Source organism: Nocardia sp. NPDC050435 (assembly GCF_040655395.1).
GTDB lineage: Bacteria > Actinomycetota > Actinomycetes > Mycobacteriales > Mycobacteriaceae > Nocardia.
Map to the genome: position 1 here is coordinate 164,482 of NZ_JBFAJW010000010.1, position 20,355 is coordinate 184,836.

Sequence of the window (20,355 nt, forward strand, 5' to 3'; positions counted from 1 at the left end):
CGGGCTCCTAGCATCCCGTCGGCGCCGCGGCAAGAGCCTCGCGGCCGGATTCCGGCGCGCAGCGGGGGCCCGCGGGAGGAGTTTTCGCAGGTCACCGCCGACCAGACTCGTTGTCGTGAGAATGCGAAAAGGATGGGCAGCGGGACTGGTAGTGGTCGCCGTGGCAGGCGGCGTCGTGGTCGCCCGGATGACCGAGGACCGCGCGACCGCAGGCGACGCGAACATCGCGATGGCGTGCGCCGACCGCCGGCCCTCGGCGGTGGATCCCGGTTCCTACGGCATGCAGAACGACGGGTCGTTCCTGCATCCGTCGTCGACCTACGTCAACGAGGAGGAGCAGCACCCGTTCCCCGGCGGCGGCGAGGACCTGTTTCCCGCGACCGGCGGCTATGACCCGAACACCTACAAGTCCGCGAACGTGACCGTCGAGGCGCACTACCCGGGTCAGCGGTTCACGCCGGACCCGTTCCATTCCTGGCAGAACATCGTCGACTTCGACGGCCGCCGCTACATGTTCCAGTACGACCGCAGCGAGGCCCGGGTCTACGACATCACCGATGTCCGGAACGTACAGGTCGTGGAATCGCTGTCCCGCTCGGATCTGACCGGGGTCACCGGCAACGATGAGGCCGTCGCCGGAAAAGACTGGGCCGCAGGCGATTTCTGGGGCGCCTCGACGATCCAGTGGAGCGAGCGCTACGGCGGTTACATCATGGTCCAGAGTTTCGAGATGCGCCGCCAGGTCCCGTTCTGGCTGGGCGACACCCCCGAGCACAGCAAGTACAGTGCCGCCGCCGGGGTGGCCGCCGCGCGCGCCGACACCCAGCTCAAGGGTTTCAAGGTCTACAAACTCAACGGCCCGCGCAAACGGGATTGGGAACTGCTGGCCACGGTCAGCACCGACGAGACCCAGCGGGACCCGCTCGCGCCGGACTTCGGCAAGCCGCAGCAGGGCTCGGGCTCGCTGGACGTGCCGCACTGGGACGGCGGCCGGTACATGTTCCTCTCGACCGCGCCCAGCGACGACTGGTCGTCGCAGGAGTACCCGACCTACCTCTACGCCAACGGTTTCCAGGCCTGGGACATGGCCGATCCGGCGCGGCCGCGCCTGCTCGACACCTGGCATCGCGAGGGCATGGTGCGCGGCGAGGAGGCGGCCTACCGCGCCAATCCGCGCTGCGGCAACCGGACCTCGTGGATGGGGTCGCGCAATCCGCTCTACATCCCGACGCCGATCGAGCAGGGCGGCAAATACGGTTTCGCGGCGATGGGCGGTTTCGGCCTGTCGATCCTGGACATCTCCGATCCGTCGAATCTGCGTGAGGTCGGCCATCTCGACATCCCGATGTCGGTGTCGGGCACCGAGGCCGACAATGTCGATGTCTCGCAGTTCGAACGCACGGGCATGGTCTATCTCAGCGGCTATCCGCTGTCGGAGGATTGCTACGAGCCTTACAAGGACATCTTCCAGATCGACGCCTCCGATCCCGCCGCGCCGCGGATCGTCGACCGGCTGCCCCGGCCGACGCCGCCGGCGGAGGCGAAAGTGACCGATTTCTGCCAGCGCGGCGGTAGTTTCGGCCCCAAGCGCAGCGGCTACTACACCTCCCCCGGCGACCCGCGCGACGGCCTGCTGATCTACGACTTCTACAACGCCGGAGCCCAGTTCTTCGATGTGTCGGACCCGCGAGATCCGAAGATCGCCGGGTACTTCGCTCCGCCCACGTTCGGCCCGGAGACCGAGGACTGGGCGCGCAGCAACCCGACGCACGGCGTGTACGTCGAGTACGACCGCAAGCTGGTCTGGCTGCTGACCAACGACGGCATCTATGCGCTCTCCTCCGAATCTCTTTTGGGCACACCGAATCTCGGAGCACCGACCGAACCGTTCCGGACCAGCGCTCGCTAGCGGGTCGGTGATTATCGGCGATTCGGTTCCGCGGCCGGACCCGTCGGCTATCGTGGGGCGCGGTACCGGGCCCAGCGTCAATCGTTCTCTCCCCTGGGGGATTCGTGTCCGATCCTGATCGCCGCCTGCCCGCCACCGGCGCTCCCACCTTCGTGTTCGTCCACGGCTTGACCAGCAACGGTTTCTACTGGACGCCGGTGGTCCGTGAGCTGGCCCTGCTCGGTCACCGCAGCCTGCCGCTGGACCTGCCGGGGCACGGGCTCGAAGCCTCGATTCCGCAGTCCTATCAGGCCCAGGACCTGGCCGCGTTCAGCGCCGAGCCCTCGCCGCTGGGCGCGATCACGGTGCAGGACAACGTCGCTCACGTCGTCGAGGCGGTGCGCCGGGCCCGCCGTCACGGCCCGGTCATCCTGGTCGCGCACAGCCTCGGCGGCGTCACGGCGGGTCTGGTCGGCAACGCCATCCCCGAGCAGGTGGACCGGATCGTCTATCTGTCCGCGTTCTGCCCGTCCACCGCGGCGGCGCCGAGCGCCATGGCGCTGAGCCAGACGCCGGAGGCGCTGAAGGACGTTCCGGTCCCCAGCCAGGCGCACTCGCTGTTCCTCGGCATGGAACCGCTCTCGCGCGGCGTCATCCGGTTCAACCTGCGTTCGGCGGATCCCCTGGCGCTGGAGGACTTCCGCCGCACCCAGATGCCCGGCGGCACGCTGGATCAGCTGCGCACCCTGCTCAACTACGGGATGCAGCCCGAGGACGGCGCCCAGACGAGCGCCGCCGACGGCCGCGTCGAGGCCGCCACCTGGGGCCGCATCCCGCGCACCTATTTCCGCCTGACCCAGGACAATGTCATCTCCCCCGCGCTGGCGACGAAGATGATCGAGGACGCCGACCAGCTCACCCCGGACAACCGGTTCGACGTGCACAGCCTGGAGGCCGGGCACATCGACGTGGTCTTCCGCGCCCGCGAACTGGCCGAACTGCTCGACCGCCTGGCCTGATCCGGCCGAAAGCGTTTCTCGCCTAAAGCGATTCGATCCGGTGCAGCAGGCCGCCGGGTTGTAGCTCGAGCACGGTCTCGACGCCGATCCGGCGCAGGAACGGATAGTCGTGACTGACGATCAGCAGCGCGCCGCGATAGCCGGCCAGGGCTTCGACGAGCTGATCGACACTGGCGACGTCGAGGTTGTTGGTCGGTTCGTCGAGGATCAGCAGCTGCGCGGGCGGATCGGCGAACAGCAGGCGGGCCAGGCAGACTCGGAAGCGTTCCCCGCCGGACAGCGTCGACACCGGCCGTTCGACGGCACTGCCGCGCAGCAGCAGCCGGGCCAGCTGATTACGGAGGTCGCCGGGCGGTGTGGCCGCGGCCACCGCGCGCACATTGTCGAGCGCGCCGGCCCGCTCGTCGAGACCGTCCAATCGCTGCGGCAGGTACCCGACCCGATCGGTCAGCAGCGCACCGCGCTCCGGGTCGCCGCGCAGCAGTTGCTCGAGCAGCGTCGACTTGCCGGATCCGTTGGCGCCGACCAGCGCGACTCGTTCCGGCCCCTGGATCACGAAGGCGCGATCACCGGAGCGCAGTTCCGCGATGCGGCGACCGCTGGGCACCTGCGGGTCCGGCAGCTCCAGGCGGATGTGTTCCTCGCGGCGCATCCGCGCCTCCGCTGCGGACAACATCTCCTGGGCCGCACCGACTTTCGCGTCGAGTGTGGAGCGCATCGCCCCGGCCGACGCCTGCGCCCGGCTGGCTCGGTTGCCCGCCAGAATCCGCGGGATGCCGCCGTGCTGCTGGGTGGCGCGGGCCGTGCGTTCGCGCCGGGCGAGCTTGGTCTCGGCCTCGATCCGCTGGCGCTTCTCGACCTTCAACGCCTGCTCGGCGGTGCGCGCCGCCTGAGCGGCGGCCGCCTGCTCCCGGTCGACGTGCGCGCGCCACGCGCTGTAGGGACCGCCGAACACCTCCAGCGCGCCGCCGTGCAGGTCCGCGGTGGCGTCCATGTGCTCGAGCACTTCCAGATCGTGACTCACCACGACCAGCGTGCCGGGCCAGGAGTCCACCAGCCGGGCCAGCTCGGCCCGGGTGTCGCGATCGAGGTTGTTGGTGGGCTCGTCCAGCAGGGTGATCGGCCGCCGCGCGAGCCGCAGCCCGGTGGTGGCGACGAGCATCGCCTCCCCGCCGGAGAGTTCGGCGACGCGACGGTCGAGATCGGCTGCGCCGAAACCGATTTCGTGCAGCGCCTCGGCGGCGCGGGCTTCGATGTCCCAGTCGTCGCCGATCGTCTCGAAGTGCGCCGGGTCGGTCGCACCGACTTCGATCGCGCGCAGCGCCGCGAGCTTTGCTGCGATACCGAGCAATTGGGCCACGGTCTCGTCCTGCCGCAGGGTCAGCGTCTGCGGCAGGTAGCCCACCTCGCCGGCGGTCTCGATCCGGCCCGCGGTGGGGGTCAGCAGCCCGGCGATCAGCCGTAGCAGCGTGGATTTCCCGGCGCCGTTGTGGCCGATCAGGCCGGTGCGCCCGGTGTTCAGGGTGCCGTCGACCGCGGTGAGCACCGGGCTCCCGTCCGGCCATTCGAAAGACAGGTTCCGCAGGGTGATGGCAGCGTTCATGGACATGGTTCGTCGACTCTTTCCTGCTCGCGAACGAGCGGGCCGCAAGTACCGCGCCACGGACGGGCGCGAGGATCAGCAACTGTGCGGAGCCAGACGAAGGCGCGAAAAAGCCTCGGATAACTCGATGAATGATCGATAGGCCGCCTTCGACTGGGCGGCTAGAGTCTGTCGACTTCCTCCATGATCACCGCACCACCGTAGCACCGGCGCACCGGCTCACGACGAGTGCCGCTGGTCACGATAGGTTTCCAGGAGCCGCAGCCAGACCTCGCTGATGGTCGGGAACGACGGGACGGCGTGCCAGAGGCGATCGATCGGCACCTCGCCGGTGACCGCGATGGTCGCCGAGTGCAGCAACTCCGCCACGCCGCGTCCGGCGAAGGTGGCGCCCACGATCACCTGGCGGCTCGGATCGATCAGCACCCGGGCCCGACCGCGATAGTCCGGGTCGTACTGACTCGCGCCGGCGACCTGGCCGATCTCGTAGTCGACCACGTGCACCTCCCGGCCCGCGCGCGCCGCGTCCTCGGTGGTCAGGCCGACGGCGGTGACCTCCGGATCGGTGAACACGACCTGCGGCACCGCCTCCAGGTCGGCGGTGCCGGTGTGGCGGCCCCAGCGCGCGGTGTCCAGGCTCTGCCCGGCGGCGCGGGCCGCGATCACCGCGCCGGCGATGCGGGCCTGATACTTGCCCTGATGGGTCAGCAGCGCACGGTGATTCACGTCGCCGACCGCGTAGAGCCAGTCGCCGTCGACGCCGGTGACGGTGTAGCTGTCGTCGACCGCGAGCCACTCGCCCGGCGTCAGGCCGACGGTGTCGAGCCCGGCCGCCGCGGTGCGGGGTGCGCGGCCGGTGGCGAGCAGCAGTTCGTCGGCGACCAGGTCGCTGCCGTCGGCGAGGGTGAGCCGGATCTCGCCCTCGGGTCCGCCGGGGCGGGCGGCGGCGGCGATGGTGGTGCCGAAGCGGAACTCGACGCCCGCCGCGCGCAGCCGTTCGGCGACCAGGTCCGCGGCGAAGGATTCCACCCGGCCCAGCAGCCGCGACTGCCGGGCGATCAGGGTGACCTGCGCGCCCAAAGCCTGCCAGGCCGCGGCCATTTCGGTGGCGACGACGCCCGCGCCCAGGATGGCGAGCCGGCCCGGAACCCGGTGCGCGCTGGTGGCCTCGCGGCTGGTCCAGGGCCGCACCTCGGCCAGACCTGGCAGGTCGGGCAGCGCCGCGGTGGTGCCGGTGCACACGGCGACCGCGTGCCGCGCGGTCAGGTGGACGGTGTCGCCGTCCGGCGTGCGGACGGCGACCCGGCGCGGGCCGTCGAGGCGGCCGTGCCCGCGCAGCAATTCGATCTTCGCGGAGTTCAGCCAGTCGACCTGGCCCTGATCGTCCCAGTCCGAGACCATGCGATCGCGGTGCGCGAGGACCGCGCTCGCGTCCAGCGGCCCGGTCACCGCGGAGGCGACGCCCGGGAATCCGGCGGCCTCTCGGTAGAGCAGCCCCGGGCGCAGCAGCGCCTTGCTCGGCTCGCACGCCCAGTACGAGCATTCACCGCCCACCAGTTCCGATTCCACGATGACGGTGCTCAGTCCGGCGGCGCGGGTGCGGTCGGCGACGTTCTCACCGACCGGTCCGGCGCCGAGGACGATGACGTCGTAGGTGCGAGTTTCCTTGTCGGACATGGCTTCACTTTCGTCGTCGGGTCGGTGGCCGGGCCGGGAGCACGGGACTCGGCCTAGGAACCGTAGCCGCGCGGCGGCGGATCCGCGCCCGGGACACGGCGTTCGGGGCCCGGCGTGATCGGCCCCACCGCCGCTCAGCGTTCGGCCGCCACGCGCAGGTTGGTCAGCCAAGCGTCCAGGCCCATGCCGAGGAACTGGGTGGAGGTGGCGACGTCGGCTTCCACCTGTGCGCCGGACCAGTTCTCCTCGGTGCGGACCAGGACGCCGTCGGCGACGGGGGTGAAGGTCCAGACATGGGTGCCGGTGTCGATGCCCAGGCCGTCGCCGCGCGCCGGACCGGTCCAGCGCAGGCAGCGCTCCTCCTCGACCTGATGGACGGTGGAGGTGATCTCGAGGGTGGTCGCGGGAGTGGTGGCGGTGGCGGGCACCGGGGTGGTCCAGCGGAAGCTCGAATCCGGGCGCAGCGGACCGGAATCCAGGCGCTGCGCGCTGGTGACCGGCGGCTGCCAGGCGGGCCAGTTCTCGACGTCGGTCTGCAACTTCCAGATGGTCTGCAGCGGAGCCTTGATCAGCGCCTCGGTGCGGTAGTGGATGGGTGCCGCGGTGTCGATGGTCTGGCCGCCGCAGCTGAGCGGGGCCGCGTCCGGACCGCCGGCCAGCGCCGGTGCGGTGGACGTGCCGAGGATGCCGGCGGTCAGGGCGAGACCGAGCAGGGCGGCGCGGCGCATATTCATGACTTCTCTCCGATCAGTTAGCGCTTATTGCTTTGGTTAGAATCTATAACGCACTGATCGTTAGAGTCAATAGGGAAAGTGATAACCTCTAACAGCACCGGCCGCGAGCAAGAGGAGATGCCGATGACGGGCACGAAGAGTCCGCGCGAGCGCTATCGCGAGCAGATGCGCGCGGAGATCAAGGAACGTGCCTGGGCGCAGATCGCCGAGGCGGGCGCGGCGTCGCTGTCGCTCAACGCCATCGCCAAGCAGGTCGGCATGAGCGGACCCGCCCTCTACCGGTATTTCGCGGGCCGCGACGAGTTGATCACCGAGTTGATCCGTGACGCCTATCGCGACCTGGCCGACGCCGTGCGGTCCGCCTTCGAGGGCGGCGCGGACGTCGCCGGACTCGCCCGCACCGTGCGCGCCTGGGCGCTGGCCGATCCGCAGCGATACTTCCTGATCTACGGCACGCCGGTCCCCGGCTACCACGCGCCCGCGGACACCACCGCGATCTCGAACGAGATCATGACCGTGCTACTCGCGGCGCACAGCGCGCTACCGGCCAGGCCCGCAACGCCTTTCGAGACACACCTCGCCGGATACACCCCCGCGGCCACCTCGGCCGCCGCCCTGCACCGCGCATTGACCTTCTGGACCCGCGTGCACGGTGTGCTGTCCCTGGAACTGGCGGGCCACTTCACCGGCATGGGCTTCGACCCCGCACAGCTCTTCGACGACGAAGTGGCCCGGCTGTAGCGCCGGTTCAGCGGCCGCCGGTGCGGCTGCCGCGCGCGCTGAGCGTGCGAATCGGCGCGATCAGCCAGCGATAGACCGGCCGCACCGCGCGACCGGGCAGGTAGCGGTGACGTTCTTCGGACCAGACCCGCGCCCGGGCGTGACCCGCGATCGGCGACCAGCGGTCCGGATTCGGCGGTTCGGTGGTGCGAAACTCGATGCGGGCCAGGTGTTTGGTGTTCATGAAGCCGTACTGGCCGGGACTGACCAGCCGGACCGGGTCGCCGTGGTCGCTGTCGAGCGGGCGGCCGTCCAGCCGGTCGGCGAGGAGGACGTCGGCGTTCAGGGCGTCCTCGAGCGCGACGATCGATTGGAAATGGTCCAGCCCTTCGAAGATCACGTGACTGATCACGGCGCCGGGGGCGAGCAGCGGCTCGATCCGGGTTCGATAGAGGTCGCCGAACGGCACGCCCTCCCACCGCAGATCGGTGGCCGACCATCCGGCGACACAGTGGAAATCGGCGCGCAGCTCCCGGTGCGGCAGCGCGGCCAGCTCGGCCAGGGACAGCCGGAAACCCTCGGTCAGCGCTCCCCCGAACTCGAGGGCGTGATCGGCGGGGACCGCGGGCGGCGGGTGGTGCAGGTGGGTGCCGAAGCGCGGGAATCCCTCGACCGCGCGCTGGCCCGGAGGAAGTGTCATGCCGATTCTCCTTCTATACGGTACCGTATAAAAGAGAGCCTACGCCGCGTCCATGACGCCCAACAGGGCTCGGGACACGGTGTGACGCAGCGCATCTCGCCCTGCGAGTGGTGCCGCCGCGCCCACACGCGATTTCACCCAGAGCAGAGATCGCACCGCCGCCGGTTCCGCGCCCCTACGATCCGGACCATGGAACCGATCACCGGAACGGCCGCGGGCGTCCCCTTCACCGCACTACCACCCGAGGGCGTCGACGGGCCCGCCCCACTGCTGGTGGCCTGGCACATGCTCGACGCGCCGCGCTCGGACGCGGCCTTCGCCGCGGCGCTGCCGCTGACCGGCGTCCCGGCCTGGCGGGTGTACCTGGGCATGCCGCTGTGCGGCGCGCGCATGGTGAACGGCACCATGGACGCCGGCCTCGAACGCGTGCACCGGGACCCGCTGCGCGCCTACGCCGATTTCATGATCAGCAGCGCGGCCGACGAGTTCCCGGCCGCACTGGCCGAACTGCGCACCCAACTGCCCCTCGACGACACCCCGGTCAGCCTGCTCGGCGGCTCGCTCGGTGGCGGCGTCGCCCTGCTGACCCTGGCCCGCGCCGAGCTGCCGGTGCGCGCTGTCGCCCTCGTCAACCCGGCGATCCGAGCACGCTCGACGGTAGCCCTGATCGAGCGGTTCACCGAACGCCCCTACCCCTGGGACGCCGACGCCCACACGGTCGCCGACCGCCTCGACTTCGTCGCCCGCGCCGGCGAGATCGGTGATCGCGCCCCGCTGCTGGTCGTCAGCGGCGAACAGGACGCTCCCGAATTCCGCACCGACGCCGCCGATCTCGTCACCGCCCTGCGCTCCCACGGCGCCACCGCCGACCTCACCACGGTCCCCGACTTGGCGCACCCCCTCGCCGACGAACCCGGCATCGATCCGGCACCGCAACTCCCCCACGCCAAGGCCGTCGACGACATTCTCACGGCCTGGTTCACCCGCTAGCCCGCCTGAGACCGCTCGCTGTATCGAGTAGCGGGTCCGGACCTCCGGCGATACTGCCCGCCCCGGGGCCTCTCCCCGTGCAACAGGGACGGCCTGCGCGATTCCGCTCCGGCGACCCGAGGTCGCCGGAGCGGAGCGGCGCTACCTACTGCGCGTCGACCGCGAGCATGCCGAAGCGGCTGACGTTCGCGTGGTTGTGGCCGTCGGCGCTGGTGATCACCACTTCGGTGGGGTTGGTCAGGGCGATGGCGCAGTAGTTGTCGCGATCCTGCTGCACGCTGATGGAGAGCAGCCGGCGTTGGTGCTCTTCCTGCCATTCCTCCATGCGGTCGTACAGCCCACGCATCGTGGGGTTCTCGAAGTAGATGAGATTGCGCTTGTTGGTCTCCGACATGGCCGGTCTCCCTCGGTCTCGTGCGCCGTACGTACGAAGACGGGTTTCCCACCCCCGCGGCATCCAAGCGCGCGAGACGGTCAGTACGCCCCCTCCCCCTTGGCCACCGCGCCGATGGTGCGGGCGATGAGCAGCAGATCCAGCACCATCGACCAGTTCTCGACGTAGGACAGGTCGAGCCGGACCGAATCCTCCGGGCTCAGATCCGACCGGCCGCTGACCTGCCAGAGCCCGGTGATGCCCGGTTTCACCAGCAGTCGCCGGCGCATCTCGCCGTCGTAGGTGTCGACTTCGCGCTGCACCTGCGGGCGCGGGCCGACCACGCTCATGTCGCCGCGCAGCACGTTCAGGAACTGCGGCAACTCGTCCAGGCTGAACTTGCGGATCACCTTGCCCAGCGGCGTGATCCGCGGATCGTCCTTCATTTTCCAGGTGAGCGGGCTGACGCCCTGCTGCGCGATCAGCGCCGCCGCTTCGCGGTCGGCGCCGACGTACATGCTGCGGAACTTGATCATCTGGAACGGCTTGCCGCCCCGGCCGATTCGCTCCGAAAGATAGAACACCGGGCCCGCGCTGGTCAGCTTCACCAGCAGGGCGATGCAGAGCAGCGCCGGCAGGATCGCCAGCAGTACGCCGCCCGCGAAGCAGACGTCGAAGACCGCCTTGCCGGTCGACTTGGCGCGGTCGTATTGCGGCTTGGCGATGTGCAGCATCGGCATGCCCGCGACGAGGCGGTTGGTGAGCCGGGTGCCGGCGATGTCGACGACGCCGGGCGCGACGATCAGCTCGACGCCGAGCGGATCGAGTTGCCAGGCCATGCGGCGCAATTCGGCGGGGCCGAGGTAATCGGTGGCGGTGACGGCCACGGTGTCGGCCCGGCTGTGCCGCACCGCCTCGAGTACCGACCGGTCGTCACCCACCACCGAGAAGCGGTGGCCCGAGGCGGCCAGCGCGTACTCCGTGGTGGAGGCCGGGCCGTCCGGAATGCACACCCCGACAACGCGATACCCCGAGGCCGGATCCTCGGAGAACGCGGCCGCCATGGCCTTGGCCGCCTCCGGGGAACCGACGACGAGCACCGAGGCCAGGTACTCGCCGCACTCGCGCCGCCGCCGGCGCGCGTGCACCCGCCAGCCCAGCCGGCTCAGCATCAGCCCGAACAGGCCCAGCGGCAACGCGATGGCCAGGTACCCCCGGGCGAATTCGACATGCATGATCAGCGACAGGATCGCGATCAGGCCGAACAGCCGCAGAGTCGCCGACACCAGCCGCCGGTATTCCTCGGTGCCGCTGCCGACCACCTGCGGCGAGCGCGTGTTGCGACTGGACAGGAACACCATCCAGGCCAGCGCCAGCAGCACCGAGACCACGGTGTAGCCGATGTCGTAGGGCATCGGCCAGGCCAGCGGCTCGGCCACCGGACCGCCGAACCGGATCACCTGGGCCAGACCCACGGCGGCCACGATGACGCCGAAATCCGTTGCACCCAAGCGTTTTATGTACTCGGCCTGCCAGCGTTCCCGTTCCGAACGGGGCACGGCCCGCGCGCGTCTCGATGCCTCGAGAGCGTCGTCGTCGGTGAGCTCGAAGCTCATGAACACACACCTCCCCCTGGGAGAGAATTTTCGGCACCCCCGATCTCCGTCGATCGGTCCCCGCGGCGAGCATCGACCGCCCGGGGTGTTCGGTCATTCGGCGGCCAACCGGTAATTGTTACAGAACACAATCGGGTCCATCCATGGATTGAACTGGGGCGCAGAGTATTCCACGGGATAGCCGAAATTCGGCCGGTCGGTTTCAAACCCCTTTCACCCGTGATCTTCGCGCCGGAAAAGTGGCCTGGTGACAGATCTTCCGTGGCCGGGCCGGGCGATCGCAATAGGGGGAAAGCCCCCGGGGGAATGAGGTAGCGGCCGGTATGCCGACGACCGGATCGACCCCTATCGCGTCCGGAACCCGCTACCGCCCAGTTGATTTCGCCCCCGACACGCAGGGCGTTCGTTGTAACGTCTCACTGGATCGGGTCGAACTAACGGGCGTGCCGGCGATGCGCCGGGCGCCAATACTTTCTCCGGCGATGGTGGGTGCTGCATGCGTTGTCGACTGTGTGATTCCGAACGGGTGTCGAGCGTGCTCGATCTCGGCGCTACACCGCCGTGTGAAAAGTTCCTGACGGCAGCCGAACTCGATCTTGCCGAGCCGACCTTCCCGCTACATCTGCGCCTCTGCGCGGACTGCCTCCTATTGCAGATCCCCGCGCTGATCACCCCCGAGGAAACATTTACCGAGTACGCCTATTTCGCGTCGTATTCAGAAAGCTGGGTGCGGCACGCACAGAAATTCGTCGCCGGCGCCGTCGCGAAGCTCGGGCTGGGTCCGGAGTCCTTCGTGGTGGAGGCCGCCAGCAACGACGGCTACCTGCTGCGCCATCTGGTCCGGGCGGGCGTGCCCTGCCTGGGCATCGAGCCCTCGGTGAACGTGGGCGCCGCCGCCCGCGCGGTCGGTGTGCCCACCGAAACCGCCTTCCTGGACGAGGATTCGGCGGCGAAGGTGCGCTCCGCGCACGGCCCCGCCGACCTGGTGGTGGCCAACAACGTCTACGCCCACATCCCCGACCTGCGCGGCTTCACCCGCGCGCTCCGCACGCTGCTGGCCGACGACGGCTGGCTCTCCATCGAGGTGCACCACGCCTACAACCTGATCCGCCTGGGCCAGTTCGACACCATCTATCACGAGCATTTCCAGTACTACACGGTGCTCGCCGCCCAGCGGGCACTCGCGACCGCGGGCCTGACGGTGGTCGACGTGGAACTCCTGAGCACCCACGGCGGTTCGATCCGGCTATGGGCGCGGCCCGAGGCCGTCGCCCGGCCCGGCCCCGCGGTCGAGGAGGTGCTGGCCATGGAACGCGAAGCGGGCCTGCACTCCCCCGCCGGCTACGCCGACTTCGCCCCGCGCGCCCAGCAGGTCCGGCAGGACGTGCTGCGCTTCCTGCTGGACATGCGCGCGGCGGGAAAACGGGTGGTCGGTTACGGCGCGCCCGGCAAGGGCAACACGCTGCTCAACTATTGCGGGATCCGGCCCGACCTGCTGGAGTACACAGTCGACCGAAACCCTTACAAACACGGCAGATTCACCCCCGGCACGCGGATCCCGATCCATCCGCCGGAGCGCATCGATGCCGACCGGCCCGACGTGGTGCTGGTCCTGCCGTGGAATCTGGAAACCGAGATCACCGCGCAGCTGCGCCACATCTCGGACTGGGGCGGTGAGCTCGTCTATCCGCTGCCCACCTTGCATCACGCGGACCTGACGGTCAGTGCGGACCGACCTACCGGTGCTGGGTCCACCGGAACCACCTAATTCCCGGGGAGGGAAGTCTCATGAAAGTAGTGCTCTTCTGCGGCGGCTACGGCATGCGGATGCGCGACGGCTCCGACATGCTGCCCAAGCCCATGCAACTCGTGGGTCCGCGCCCACTGCTGTGGCACGTGATGCGTTACTACGCGCACTACGGGCACAAGGAGTTCATCCTGTGCCTGGGCTACGGCGCCACCCACATCAAGAACTTCTTCCGCACCTACGACGAATCGGTGTCCAACGATTTCGTCATCCGTGAGGGTCAGGTCGAACTGCTCCGCGAGGACATCAGCGACTGGTCCATCACCTTCGTCGACACCGGTGTGGAATCCGCTATCGGAGAACGACTTCGGCGGGTGCGCACCTACCTCGACGGGGACGAGCGCTTCCTGGCGAACTACGCCGACGTGCTCACCGACGCTCCGCTGGACGAGATGATCGGCAAGTTCGACGCCTCCGGGGCCGCCGCCTCGATGATGGTGGTGCCGCCGCAGCAGTCGTTCCACTGCGTCGACGTCACGCCCGCCGGTGAGGTCAAGGACATCATGCCGGTCTCGCGAATGCCGCTGTGGGAGAACGGCGGCTACTTCGTGCTCACCCAGGAGGTGTTCGATCTGCTGCCGCCCGGCGGCGATCTGGTGGCCGACGCGTGCGGCACGCTGGCCGGCCAGGGCCGGCTGTTCGGCTACCAGCACCTGGGCTTCTGGAAGCCGGCCGACACCTTCAAGGAGCGGGCCGAGCTCGACGAGGCCTACCGCACCGGCAAGCGCCCCTGGATGGTGTGGGAGCAGCAGAGGTGATCAGCCTCTCCGCCGCGCCCGTGGCGGAAATCGCGCTACTCGGCGCGCATTGCGACGATATCGCGATCGGCATGGGCGCGACGCTGCTCACCCTGGCCCGGGCACGCCCGGGCCTGCGGGTGCGCGCGCTGGTGCTCTCCGGCGCGGGCACCGCGCGCGCGGACGAGGAGCTCTCGGCGCTGTGCGCGTTCTGCCCCGACGCCGATCTCACGCTCGCCGTGCTGGACCTGCCCGATGGCCGCGCACCCGCGCACTGGGACCGGATCAAGAACGCGCTGCGTACGTTTCGCGGACGCACCGCGCCGGACCTGGTCTTCGCGCCGCACCGCGAGGACGCCCATCAGGATCATCGGCTGCTGGCCGAACTGGCGCCCACCGAGTTCCGGGATCAGCTGATCCTGGGGTACGAGATCCTCAAATGGGAGACCGACACCCCGCGGCCGACCGTCTTCCACCCGGTGACCACCGAGGTCGCCGAGGAGAAGGCCCGGCTGCTGCACAAGCACTACCCGTCCCAGGTCGGCCGGGACTGGTTCGACGAACAGGCCTTCACCGGGTTGACCCGGCTGCGCGGGGTGCAGTGCCGCGCGCAGCACGCCGAGGCGTTCGTCCTGGAGAAAGCCGTTATCGCACTGGGAGGCGAGTGAATGCGAGTTCTGGTCACCGGACATCAGGGATACCTCGGCACGGTCATGGTGCCGGTGCTACGCGCCGCCGGGCACGAGGTGACGGGCCTGGACATCGGGTATTTCCAGGACTGCGTCCTGGGTGAGCTGCCCGGCGATCCACCCGGCCTGGCCGTCGACCTGCGCGACGTCACCGTCGAGCAGCTCGAAGGCTTCGACGCGGTGGTCCATCTCGCGGCGCTGTCGAACGACCCGCTGGGCGCGCTCGCGCCGCAGATCACCTACGACATCAACCATCACGCCTCGGTCCGGCTGGCCCGGCTGGCGAAGGCGGCGGGCGTGCGCCGCTTCCTCTACGCCTCCACCTGCTCGGTCTACGGCGCGGGCGGCGCGGAACTGGTCACCGAGGACGCGCCGCTGCGCCCGCTCACGCCGTACGCGGAGAGCAAGGTGCGCGTCGAGGACGACGTCGCCGCCCTCGCCGACGACGGGTTCTCACCGGTATTCCTGCGCAACGCAACGGCTTTCGGCTTCTCGCCGCGGCTGCGCGCGGATATCGTGCTGAACAATTTGGTCGGGTACGCGGTGCTCACCGGCGAGGTGAAGGTGCTCTCCGACGGCACCCCATGGCGGCCGCTGGTGCACGCCGGGGACATCGCCTGGGCGTTCTCCAGCTGCCTGACCGCGCCGATCGCGGCGATCCACTGCCGCGCCTACAACGTCGGCACCGAGGACAACAATCTGACGGTCGCGGAGATCGCCGAGGCGGTGGTGGCGGCGGTGCCGGACTCACGGCTGGTCATCACCGGGGAGAGCGGACCGGACCCGCGCTCCTACCGGGTGGATTTCTCCGCGGCGCGCCGCGAACTCGGCTTCAAGGCGTGGTGGAGCGTGCCCGCGGGCGCGGCGCAGCTCTATCAGGAATACCTCACCCGCGGGCTCACCAGCGCGGACTTCTTCCAGCGGTTCACCCGGCTGGCGCATCTGGAACGGCTACGTGAGAGCGGGGTGCTCGACGCCTCGATGCGCCGGCTCACCCCCTCCACACGGTCCTGAGCAGATGTTCCCAGCTACCGGCGGCGGCGTCGCGGGGCGAGAGGACGGTGACCGGCATCGGCCACTCGATGCCGAGCTCCGGATCGTCGTGCGCGACACCGAGATCCTCGGCGGGATCGTGCGGACGGTCGATCCGATAGCAGACGTCGGCCTGGGCCGACAGCGCCTGGAAGCCGTGCAGGAAGCCCGGCGGCACGTAGAGGGTGCGGAAGGCGATGTCGTCGAGCCGGAACGCCTGCTGCCGGCCGAACGAGGGCGAATTCGGCCGGATATCGACCAGCACGTCGTGCACCGCGCCGTTGGCGCAGCGCACCAGCTTCGCCTCGCCGCGCCCCGAGCGGCCGTGCATGCCGCGGAGGACGCCGCGCGCGGAACGCGACTGCGAATCCTGCACGAAACTCGCGGCGGCGCCGGGACTGTCGAGATAGTCGTCGAAGAGTTCGGCGTCGAAGGTCCGGGTGAACAGGCCACGGTCGTCGCGGTGGGGCTCTGGTGTCAGCAGCAGCACGTCCGCCAAATCGCATCGCTCGATACGCACCGGGTCATCGTCGCATGAGGAGAGGGTGAATTGCCGTGATTGTCTGCAGAGGATGCGGAAACGGCGGGCTGCGGCCGGTCCTGGATCTGGGGAAAGTTCCTGCGGCCGATTACTTTCCGGCCGCGGAGACCCCTATCGGGGCGAGCGAGACAGCGCATCCGCTGCGCATGGACCTGTGCCCGGTGTGCGGGCTGGCCCAGCTCGCCGAGGACGACACCCGCACCGAGGAACCGCGCGGCATCGAACCCGAAGCCCTACGCGTGCAGGCGGCTTCGGCGGTCGAACAGGTCGCGGCACTGCTGCCGGGACACACCGTGCGCGAGTTCGGCAGCCCGCACGGGGGCACCTGGGTGCCGCTGCTGGCGGCGCGCGGGTTCAGCGAGGTGTCCGGCCCGGCCGATGTCGTCCTGGACTGCTTCGGGATCATGCACGAACCGGATCAGCGCGCGGCCTTCGCCGCCCGCGCGGCCGCGACGGCGCCCGGCGGGTTGCTGCTGCTGCAATATCACTCGCTGGCCACGATCGTGTCCTCCGGACAGTGGAACGCCCTGCGGCACGGGCACTTTGCCTACTATTCGCTCTCGACGCTGCGCCGGTTGCTGGGCGCGGCCGGGATGAGCGTGATCGCCGCGTGGGAGTTCGATCTCTACGGCGGCACGGTGCTGGTCGCCGCGGTGCACGGGGTGGCCGAACCCGACGAGTCGGTGCACGACATCCTGGCCGCCGAAGCCCGCAACCTGGATCTCGCCGCGCTGCGGCGGTTGCAGCGGGTCACCGACGAGCACGCGGGCGCGCTGCGGTCCTGGCTGGAAGCGCAAGCCGCGCAGGGGCTCCGGGTGTACGCCTACGGCGCGGCCTCGCGCGCGGTGGCCCTGTTCAGCCTGGCCGGCGTGCACCGCGGGCTGATCACGGCGGTGGCCGACGCCTCGCCCGCCAAGCACGGGCGGCGCATGCCCGGCACCGACGTGCCCATCGTCGCCCCGGCCGAATTGCTCTCGGCGCGGCCGGATTCGGTGCTGCTGACCCTGCCCGACCTGCTACCCGAGGTCCGCGCGCGCTATCCGGCGCTCGCGGACCGCTGGTACCTGGACCATCCGCACGGACCCTGGAAAGGAGACTGATCGCCCCGGATTCGCTGCGTCGCGGCGGATTCGTAGCTCGCTCGGCTCGAATCTTTTGAAACAACACAAACTATTTACTCTCACCCTGATGAAGCTGGACGATGAAATGTTGCCTCGCGCGGTGGGCGGGATGACAACCGGGCGCGGCAGGGCGTCCGTCGAGCGCGCATCGGGGCGCGGGGATATTAAGGGGATTCAGATGAGGGAAACACGGCTCCGGACACGGAGCGTGCGTATGTTCGCGTTGGCCTCGGTCCTGGCGACCGGATTGGCGCTCGGCAACGGCTCGGCCGCGGCGGCGATCGACAGCAGCAACAGCATCGTCGACCAGAGCTCGCGCACGGTCGAGGCGATCCAGTCCGATACTCGCATCGATTTCGTGCCGCCGCTCGACGGGAACCCGTTGACCCGGGAATGGTTCCACCACGGCACCGCGGCCTGGCGCATCAGCGGCCCGAACGCCGACAAGTGGCACGGCCACATCACCATCGGCTATCAGGTCGGGTTCCCGGCCACCATGAACGGCCGCCTGAAGTTCGAGTACTCCACGCCCGGCCTGGGCCTGGACCTCGGCGACGATTCGGTGCTGAAGATCGACAGCCTGATCCCGCGCGCGGGCATCGAGCTGGAGGTCGGATTCGGCCCGGGCATCAAGACGGTCGAGGTGGCCGGCGGCGATGTGTCCGGGATCGAGGGGTACCTGCGGCTCGGCGCCTTCCACGGCACGGTGACCGGGGTGCTCGGCCCGACCAATATCCGTCCGTTCGTGGCCGTCGTCAGTGCCAGCGGTGACACCGTGATCACCTATGGACAGCTCTGGACGATTTGATCCCGGCCGAGAGCACGCCGGGATGACGGAAGTCGTCCGGAGCACACCGGAACGCCCGGGCCTCAGAGGAGGTCCGGGCGATTTCGTACCGTCGCGACGGTGCGCACGCGCAGCCGGTGCAGCGCCTGCCGGGCCAGCCGGGTGTCCCCCACGAGGACGTCGCCGCGCGAGACCAGCTCGGGGTGGTCGCCGCCCAGCCGGTGGTGGAACCTGAGCATGTCGGTCAGCTTGCTCACCGTCGAGGTCTGACTGCACAGGTTGAACGACGAATTGCGCCAGGCGGCCAGGATCTCGGTCATGCCGAAGAAGACGCCGAAGGAGGCGACGCGGGCGAACAGGTCTACATCCATCGGGAAGACCAGATCGCCGCGCAGGCCGCCGACCTTGTCGAAATGCGCGCGATAGAACATGCCCGCGGCGGTCGGCCCGAAATCGGCGGGGCCGCGCCGCACGATGGCGCGGGCCAGCGCCCGCGGCGACTGCCGCCCGAGCAGGCCCGGCAGCCCCAGCTCGGTTTCGAGCACGGCGCCGGCCTCGTCGATCACCTCGAAGCGGCTCGAGGAGATGGCGATCGACGGATCGGACATGACCTCGAGCTGCGCGGCCAGCGCACCCGGGCGCAGCACGTCGTCGGCGCAGACCACCTTCACCAGTTCGCCGGTGGACGCCTCGATCGCGGTGTTCCAGTTCGCCCCGATCGGCAGCACGGTGTCGTTGCGGACAACCCGCACGCGCGGATCGTCGAACGAGTGCGCCACCTCGCCGGTCTCGTCGGTGCTGGCGTTGTCCAGTACCAGTAGCTCGAAGTCGACATCCTGCTCGAGCACGGTGCACAGCGTGGTCGCCAGAGTGCGACCGGCGTTGTAGGCCGGGACGACCACGGAAAGCCTCGGCATTTCAGCCCCCTAAACGTTGCACCGGCCGCAGCGGTCCGTCCTCCACCAATCCGAAGACGCGCTCCAAGCCGGCTTTGCTGGCGTCGATCTGATCCATCGCCCGCTGCTGGAGCGGGTCGCGCAGGGCCGGCGCGCTATCCCAGAGTTCGGTGATCGCGCCGGTGAGTCGGTCGGACAGGTCCGGGTCGTCGAGGTGCACCACGCGCAGCCCCGCGCCGAACATGCCGGCCAGGCCGTGGAATTTGTCGTCGTAGTACTCCGAGGCGGTGATGCCGACGGCCGGAATGCCCTGCGACAGCGCGAACACCGCGAGGTGGTAGGCGCTGGTCACCAGGACCCGGCAGCGCGCGACCTGGCGCGCCACGTCGTGGGCGTCGGCGCCGCGGCTCACCGGGGCCACCGCGCGTTCCGCGCCCGCGAGCAGCGGCAGCGTGGAAAGCCGGTCCTCCGAGGCGTATTCGGAGATGATCAGCGGAACCAGCCCGGCGTCGAGCTCGGCGGCGCGGGCGCGCACCACCGTGCCGAGGGTGTCCTGGGCTGCGGCGCTGACCTGGGAATAATCGGCCACGCGCAGGCACACGCCGATGTCGGCCCCGATCCTGGGATCGCGCAGCCGGTAGGCGAATTCGACGGCGTCGTCCCCGGTGACCAGCACCTGCTCGCGTGGTACGCCTAGTTGGGCGAGCAGTTCCGGTCCGCGGCGCGCCTCGCGCAAGCCGATGAAATCGACGCCGGGCAGCACCTCGCCCGCCCGCCGCCAGAGCCGCTTGTCGTGCAGCGGGCCCAGGCCCTGGCCGATCAGCGCGGTCGGAATACCCAGGCCGCGTGCGTGTTCCAGCAGATCCAGCGTGCGATGGGCCTGATACCTGTCGACGTCGGTGAGATAGCCGCCGCCCAGGGCGAGCACCAGCGAGGCCTCGCGCACGGCGTCGGGAATCTGCACCGGGAACTCCTCTGGGGTCTCCTCGATGTCATCGGCGGGCTCCGGCGCGGTATTACGCCCGGCGGCCCGCAGCGACCGGAGGCGGTCCTTGGGACCGTCGGTGCGCGCCCGCCACCACAGGGCGGCCGGGCCGACCAGTTTCGTTGTGGCAGTGCGGGTCAGCCAGCCACCGGAACCCCAGTTCCAATCCGGCCCGCAGATCGGCTCCACCTCCGGCAGCAGCCCGCGCAGAATCGCGGGCTGATGGGTGAGCAGGCCGATGCGGGCATGCGGCCAGCGTGCGCGCAGCCGTTCGACGGTGACGGCCATCATCGCGATGTCGCCCCGATTTCGCAGCCAATATTCCCCGTTCTCGACGAGCACGCGTATTTCACGCTCGGCGATGTCGGTTCGCTGCGCCACTGACGATCCAATCCCCACAGTTATTGATCCTCCCGCTGGCCCCCCGCGGGTCGGCTCGT

General features: G+C 69.6%; 19 protein-coding genes. 10 read left to right on the forward strand and 9 right to left on the reverse strand.

Annotation, left to right across the window (positions count from 1 at the left end; genetic code table 11):
- Positions 1–121: 121 nt before the first annotated feature.
- On the forward strand, positions 122–1,909 hold the full coding sequence (locus AB0I43_RS29030; RefSeq protein ID WP_357433040.1) for a hypothetical protein: 1,788 nt from the start codon (positions 122–124) through the stop codon (positions 1,907–1,909).
- Positions 1,910–2,013: 104 nt separating this feature from the next.
- Positions 2,014–2,907, forward strand: a complete 894-nt coding sequence (locus AB0I43_RS29035; protein WP_357432950.1) for an alpha/beta fold hydrolase — start codon at positions 2,014–2,016, stop codon at positions 2,905–2,907.
- Between the two features lie 22 nt (positions 2,908–2,929).
- Here the strand turns inward: AB0I43_RS29035 and AB0I43_RS29040 are convergent, their stop codons facing one another.
- The 3 genes from AB0I43_RS29040 to AB0I43_RS29050 form a co-directional block, all read right to left on the reverse strand.
- Complete coding sequence (locus AB0I43_RS29040) at positions 2,930–4,510, reverse strand: ATP-binding cassette domain-containing protein (RefSeq protein ID WP_357433041.1); 1,581 nt, start codon at positions 4,508–4,510, stop codon at positions 2,930–2,932.
- Positions 4,511–4,729: 219 nt separating this feature from the next.
- Complete coding sequence (locus AB0I43_RS29045; protein ID WP_357432951.1) at positions 4,730–6,187, reverse strand: NAD(P)/FAD-dependent oxidoreductase; 1,458 nt, start codon at positions 6,185–6,187, stop codon at positions 4,730–4,732.
- A gap of 134 nt (positions 6,188–6,321) precedes the next feature.
- Positions 6,322–6,921: an SRPBCC family protein gene (locus AB0I43_RS29050; RefSeq protein ID WP_357432952.1), complete on the reverse strand. Its 600-nt coding sequence runs from the start codon at positions 6,919–6,921 to the stop codon at positions 6,322–6,324.
- A 123-nt stretch (positions 6,922–7,044) separates the two neighbouring features.
- On the opposite strand from AB0I43_RS29050, the gene AB0I43_RS29055 reads away from it, so the two are divergent.
- Entirely contained in the window at positions 7,045–7,662 is a 618-nt protein-coding gene (locus AB0I43_RS29055; protein ID WP_357432953.1) for a TetR/AcrR family transcriptional regulator, read from the forward strand.
- A gap of 7 nt (positions 7,663–7,669) precedes the next feature.
- On the opposite strand, the gene AB0I43_RS29060 is transcribed toward AB0I43_RS29055, so the two are convergent.
- Positions 7,670–8,341 (reverse strand): molybdopterin-dependent oxidoreductase, encoded by a 672-nt coding sequence (locus tag AB0I43_RS29060; RefSeq protein ID WP_357432954.1) that lies wholly within the window; start codon positions 8,339–8,341, stop codon positions 7,670–7,672.
- A 189-nt stretch (positions 8,342–8,530) separates the two neighbouring features.
- Between AB0I43_RS29060 and AB0I43_RS29065 the strand changes: the two genes are divergently transcribed.
- Complete coding sequence (locus AB0I43_RS29065) at positions 8,531–9,331, forward strand: prolyl oligopeptidase family serine peptidase (protein WP_357432955.1); 801 nt, start codon at positions 8,531–8,533, stop codon at positions 9,329–9,331.
- Between the two features lie 145 nt (positions 9,332–9,476).
- Here the strand turns inward: AB0I43_RS29065 and AB0I43_RS29070 are convergent, their stop codons facing one another.
- Both AB0I43_RS29070 and AB0I43_RS29075 read right to left on the reverse strand, forming a co-directional pair.
- Positions 9,477–9,725, reverse strand: coding sequence for a hypothetical protein (locus AB0I43_RS29070; RefSeq protein WP_356981119.1), 249 nt, complete (start codon positions 9,723–9,725; stop codon positions 9,477–9,479).
- Between the two features lie 80 nt (positions 9,726–9,805).
- Positions 9,806–11,320, reverse strand: a complete 1,515-nt coding sequence (locus tag AB0I43_RS29075) for a sugar transferase (protein ID WP_357432956.1) — start codon at positions 11,318–11,320, stop codon at positions 9,806–9,808.
- Between the two features lie 496 nt (positions 11,321–11,816).
- Here AB0I43_RS29075 and AB0I43_RS29080 point away from each other — a divergent pair, with 496 nt between their 5' ends.
- The 4 genes from AB0I43_RS29080 to AB0I43_RS29095 are packed head-to-tail and all read left to right on the forward strand — an operon-like array spanning position 11,817 to position 15,567.
- Positions 11,817–13,088, forward strand: a complete 1,272-nt coding sequence (locus AB0I43_RS29080; protein ID WP_356981123.1) for a class I SAM-dependent methyltransferase — start codon at positions 11,817–11,819, stop codon at positions 13,086–13,088.
- Between the two features lie 20 nt (positions 13,089–13,108).
- Positions 13,109–13,885 (forward strand): glucose-1-phosphate cytidylyltransferase, encoded by a 777-nt coding sequence (locus AB0I43_RS29085; protein WP_356981125.1) that lies wholly within the window; start codon positions 13,109–13,111, stop codon positions 13,883–13,885.
- The gene (locus tag AB0I43_RS29090; RefSeq protein WP_356981127.1) at positions 13,882–14,532 is read left to right on the forward strand and encodes a PIG-L family deacetylase; all 651 of its coding nucleotides are present in this window, start codon (positions 13,882–13,884) and stop codon (positions 14,530–14,532) included. Before AB0I43_RS29085 ends, AB0I43_RS29090 begins: the two co-directional genes overlap by 4 nt.
- On the forward strand, positions 14,533–15,567 hold the full coding sequence (locus AB0I43_RS29095; RefSeq protein WP_356981129.1) for an SDR family oxidoreductase: 1,035 nt from the start codon (positions 14,533–14,535) through the stop codon (positions 15,565–15,567).
- Here the strand turns inward: AB0I43_RS29095 and rfbC are convergent.
- Complete coding sequence (gene rfbC / locus AB0I43_RS29100) at positions 15,545–16,105, reverse strand: dTDP-4-dehydrorhamnose 3,5-epimerase (RefSeq protein ID WP_356981131.1); 561 nt, start codon at positions 16,103–16,105, stop codon at positions 15,545–15,547. The genes AB0I43_RS29095 and rfbC overlap by 23 nt on opposite strands.
- 35 nt (positions 16,106–16,140) lie before the next feature.
- On the opposite strand from rfbC, the gene AB0I43_RS29105 reads away from it, so the two are divergent.
- Entirely contained in the window at positions 16,141–17,226 is a 1,086-nt protein-coding gene (locus AB0I43_RS29105) for a methyltransferase domain-containing protein (protein ID WP_356981133.1), read from the forward strand.
- A gap of 235 nt (positions 17,227–17,461) precedes the next feature.
- A complete protein-coding gene (locus AB0I43_RS29110; RefSeq protein ID WP_356981135.1) occupies positions 17,462–18,055 on the forward strand; it encodes an MspA family porin in 594 nt (197 codons plus the stop codon).
- A gap of 62 nt (positions 18,056–18,117) precedes the next feature.
- On the opposite strand, the gene AB0I43_RS29115 is transcribed toward AB0I43_RS29110, so the two are convergent.
- A complete protein-coding gene (locus tag AB0I43_RS29115; protein WP_356981137.1) occupies positions 18,118–18,951 on the reverse strand; it encodes a glycosyltransferase in 834 nt (277 codons plus the stop codon).
- A 1-nt stretch (position 18,952) separates the two neighbouring features.
- On the reverse strand, positions 18,953–20,296 hold the full coding sequence (locus AB0I43_RS29120) for a polysaccharide pyruvyl transferase family protein (protein ID WP_356981139.1): 1,344 nt from the start codon (positions 20,294–20,296) through the stop codon (positions 18,953–18,955).
- Between the last annotated feature and the right edge of the window lie 59 nt (positions 20,297–20,355).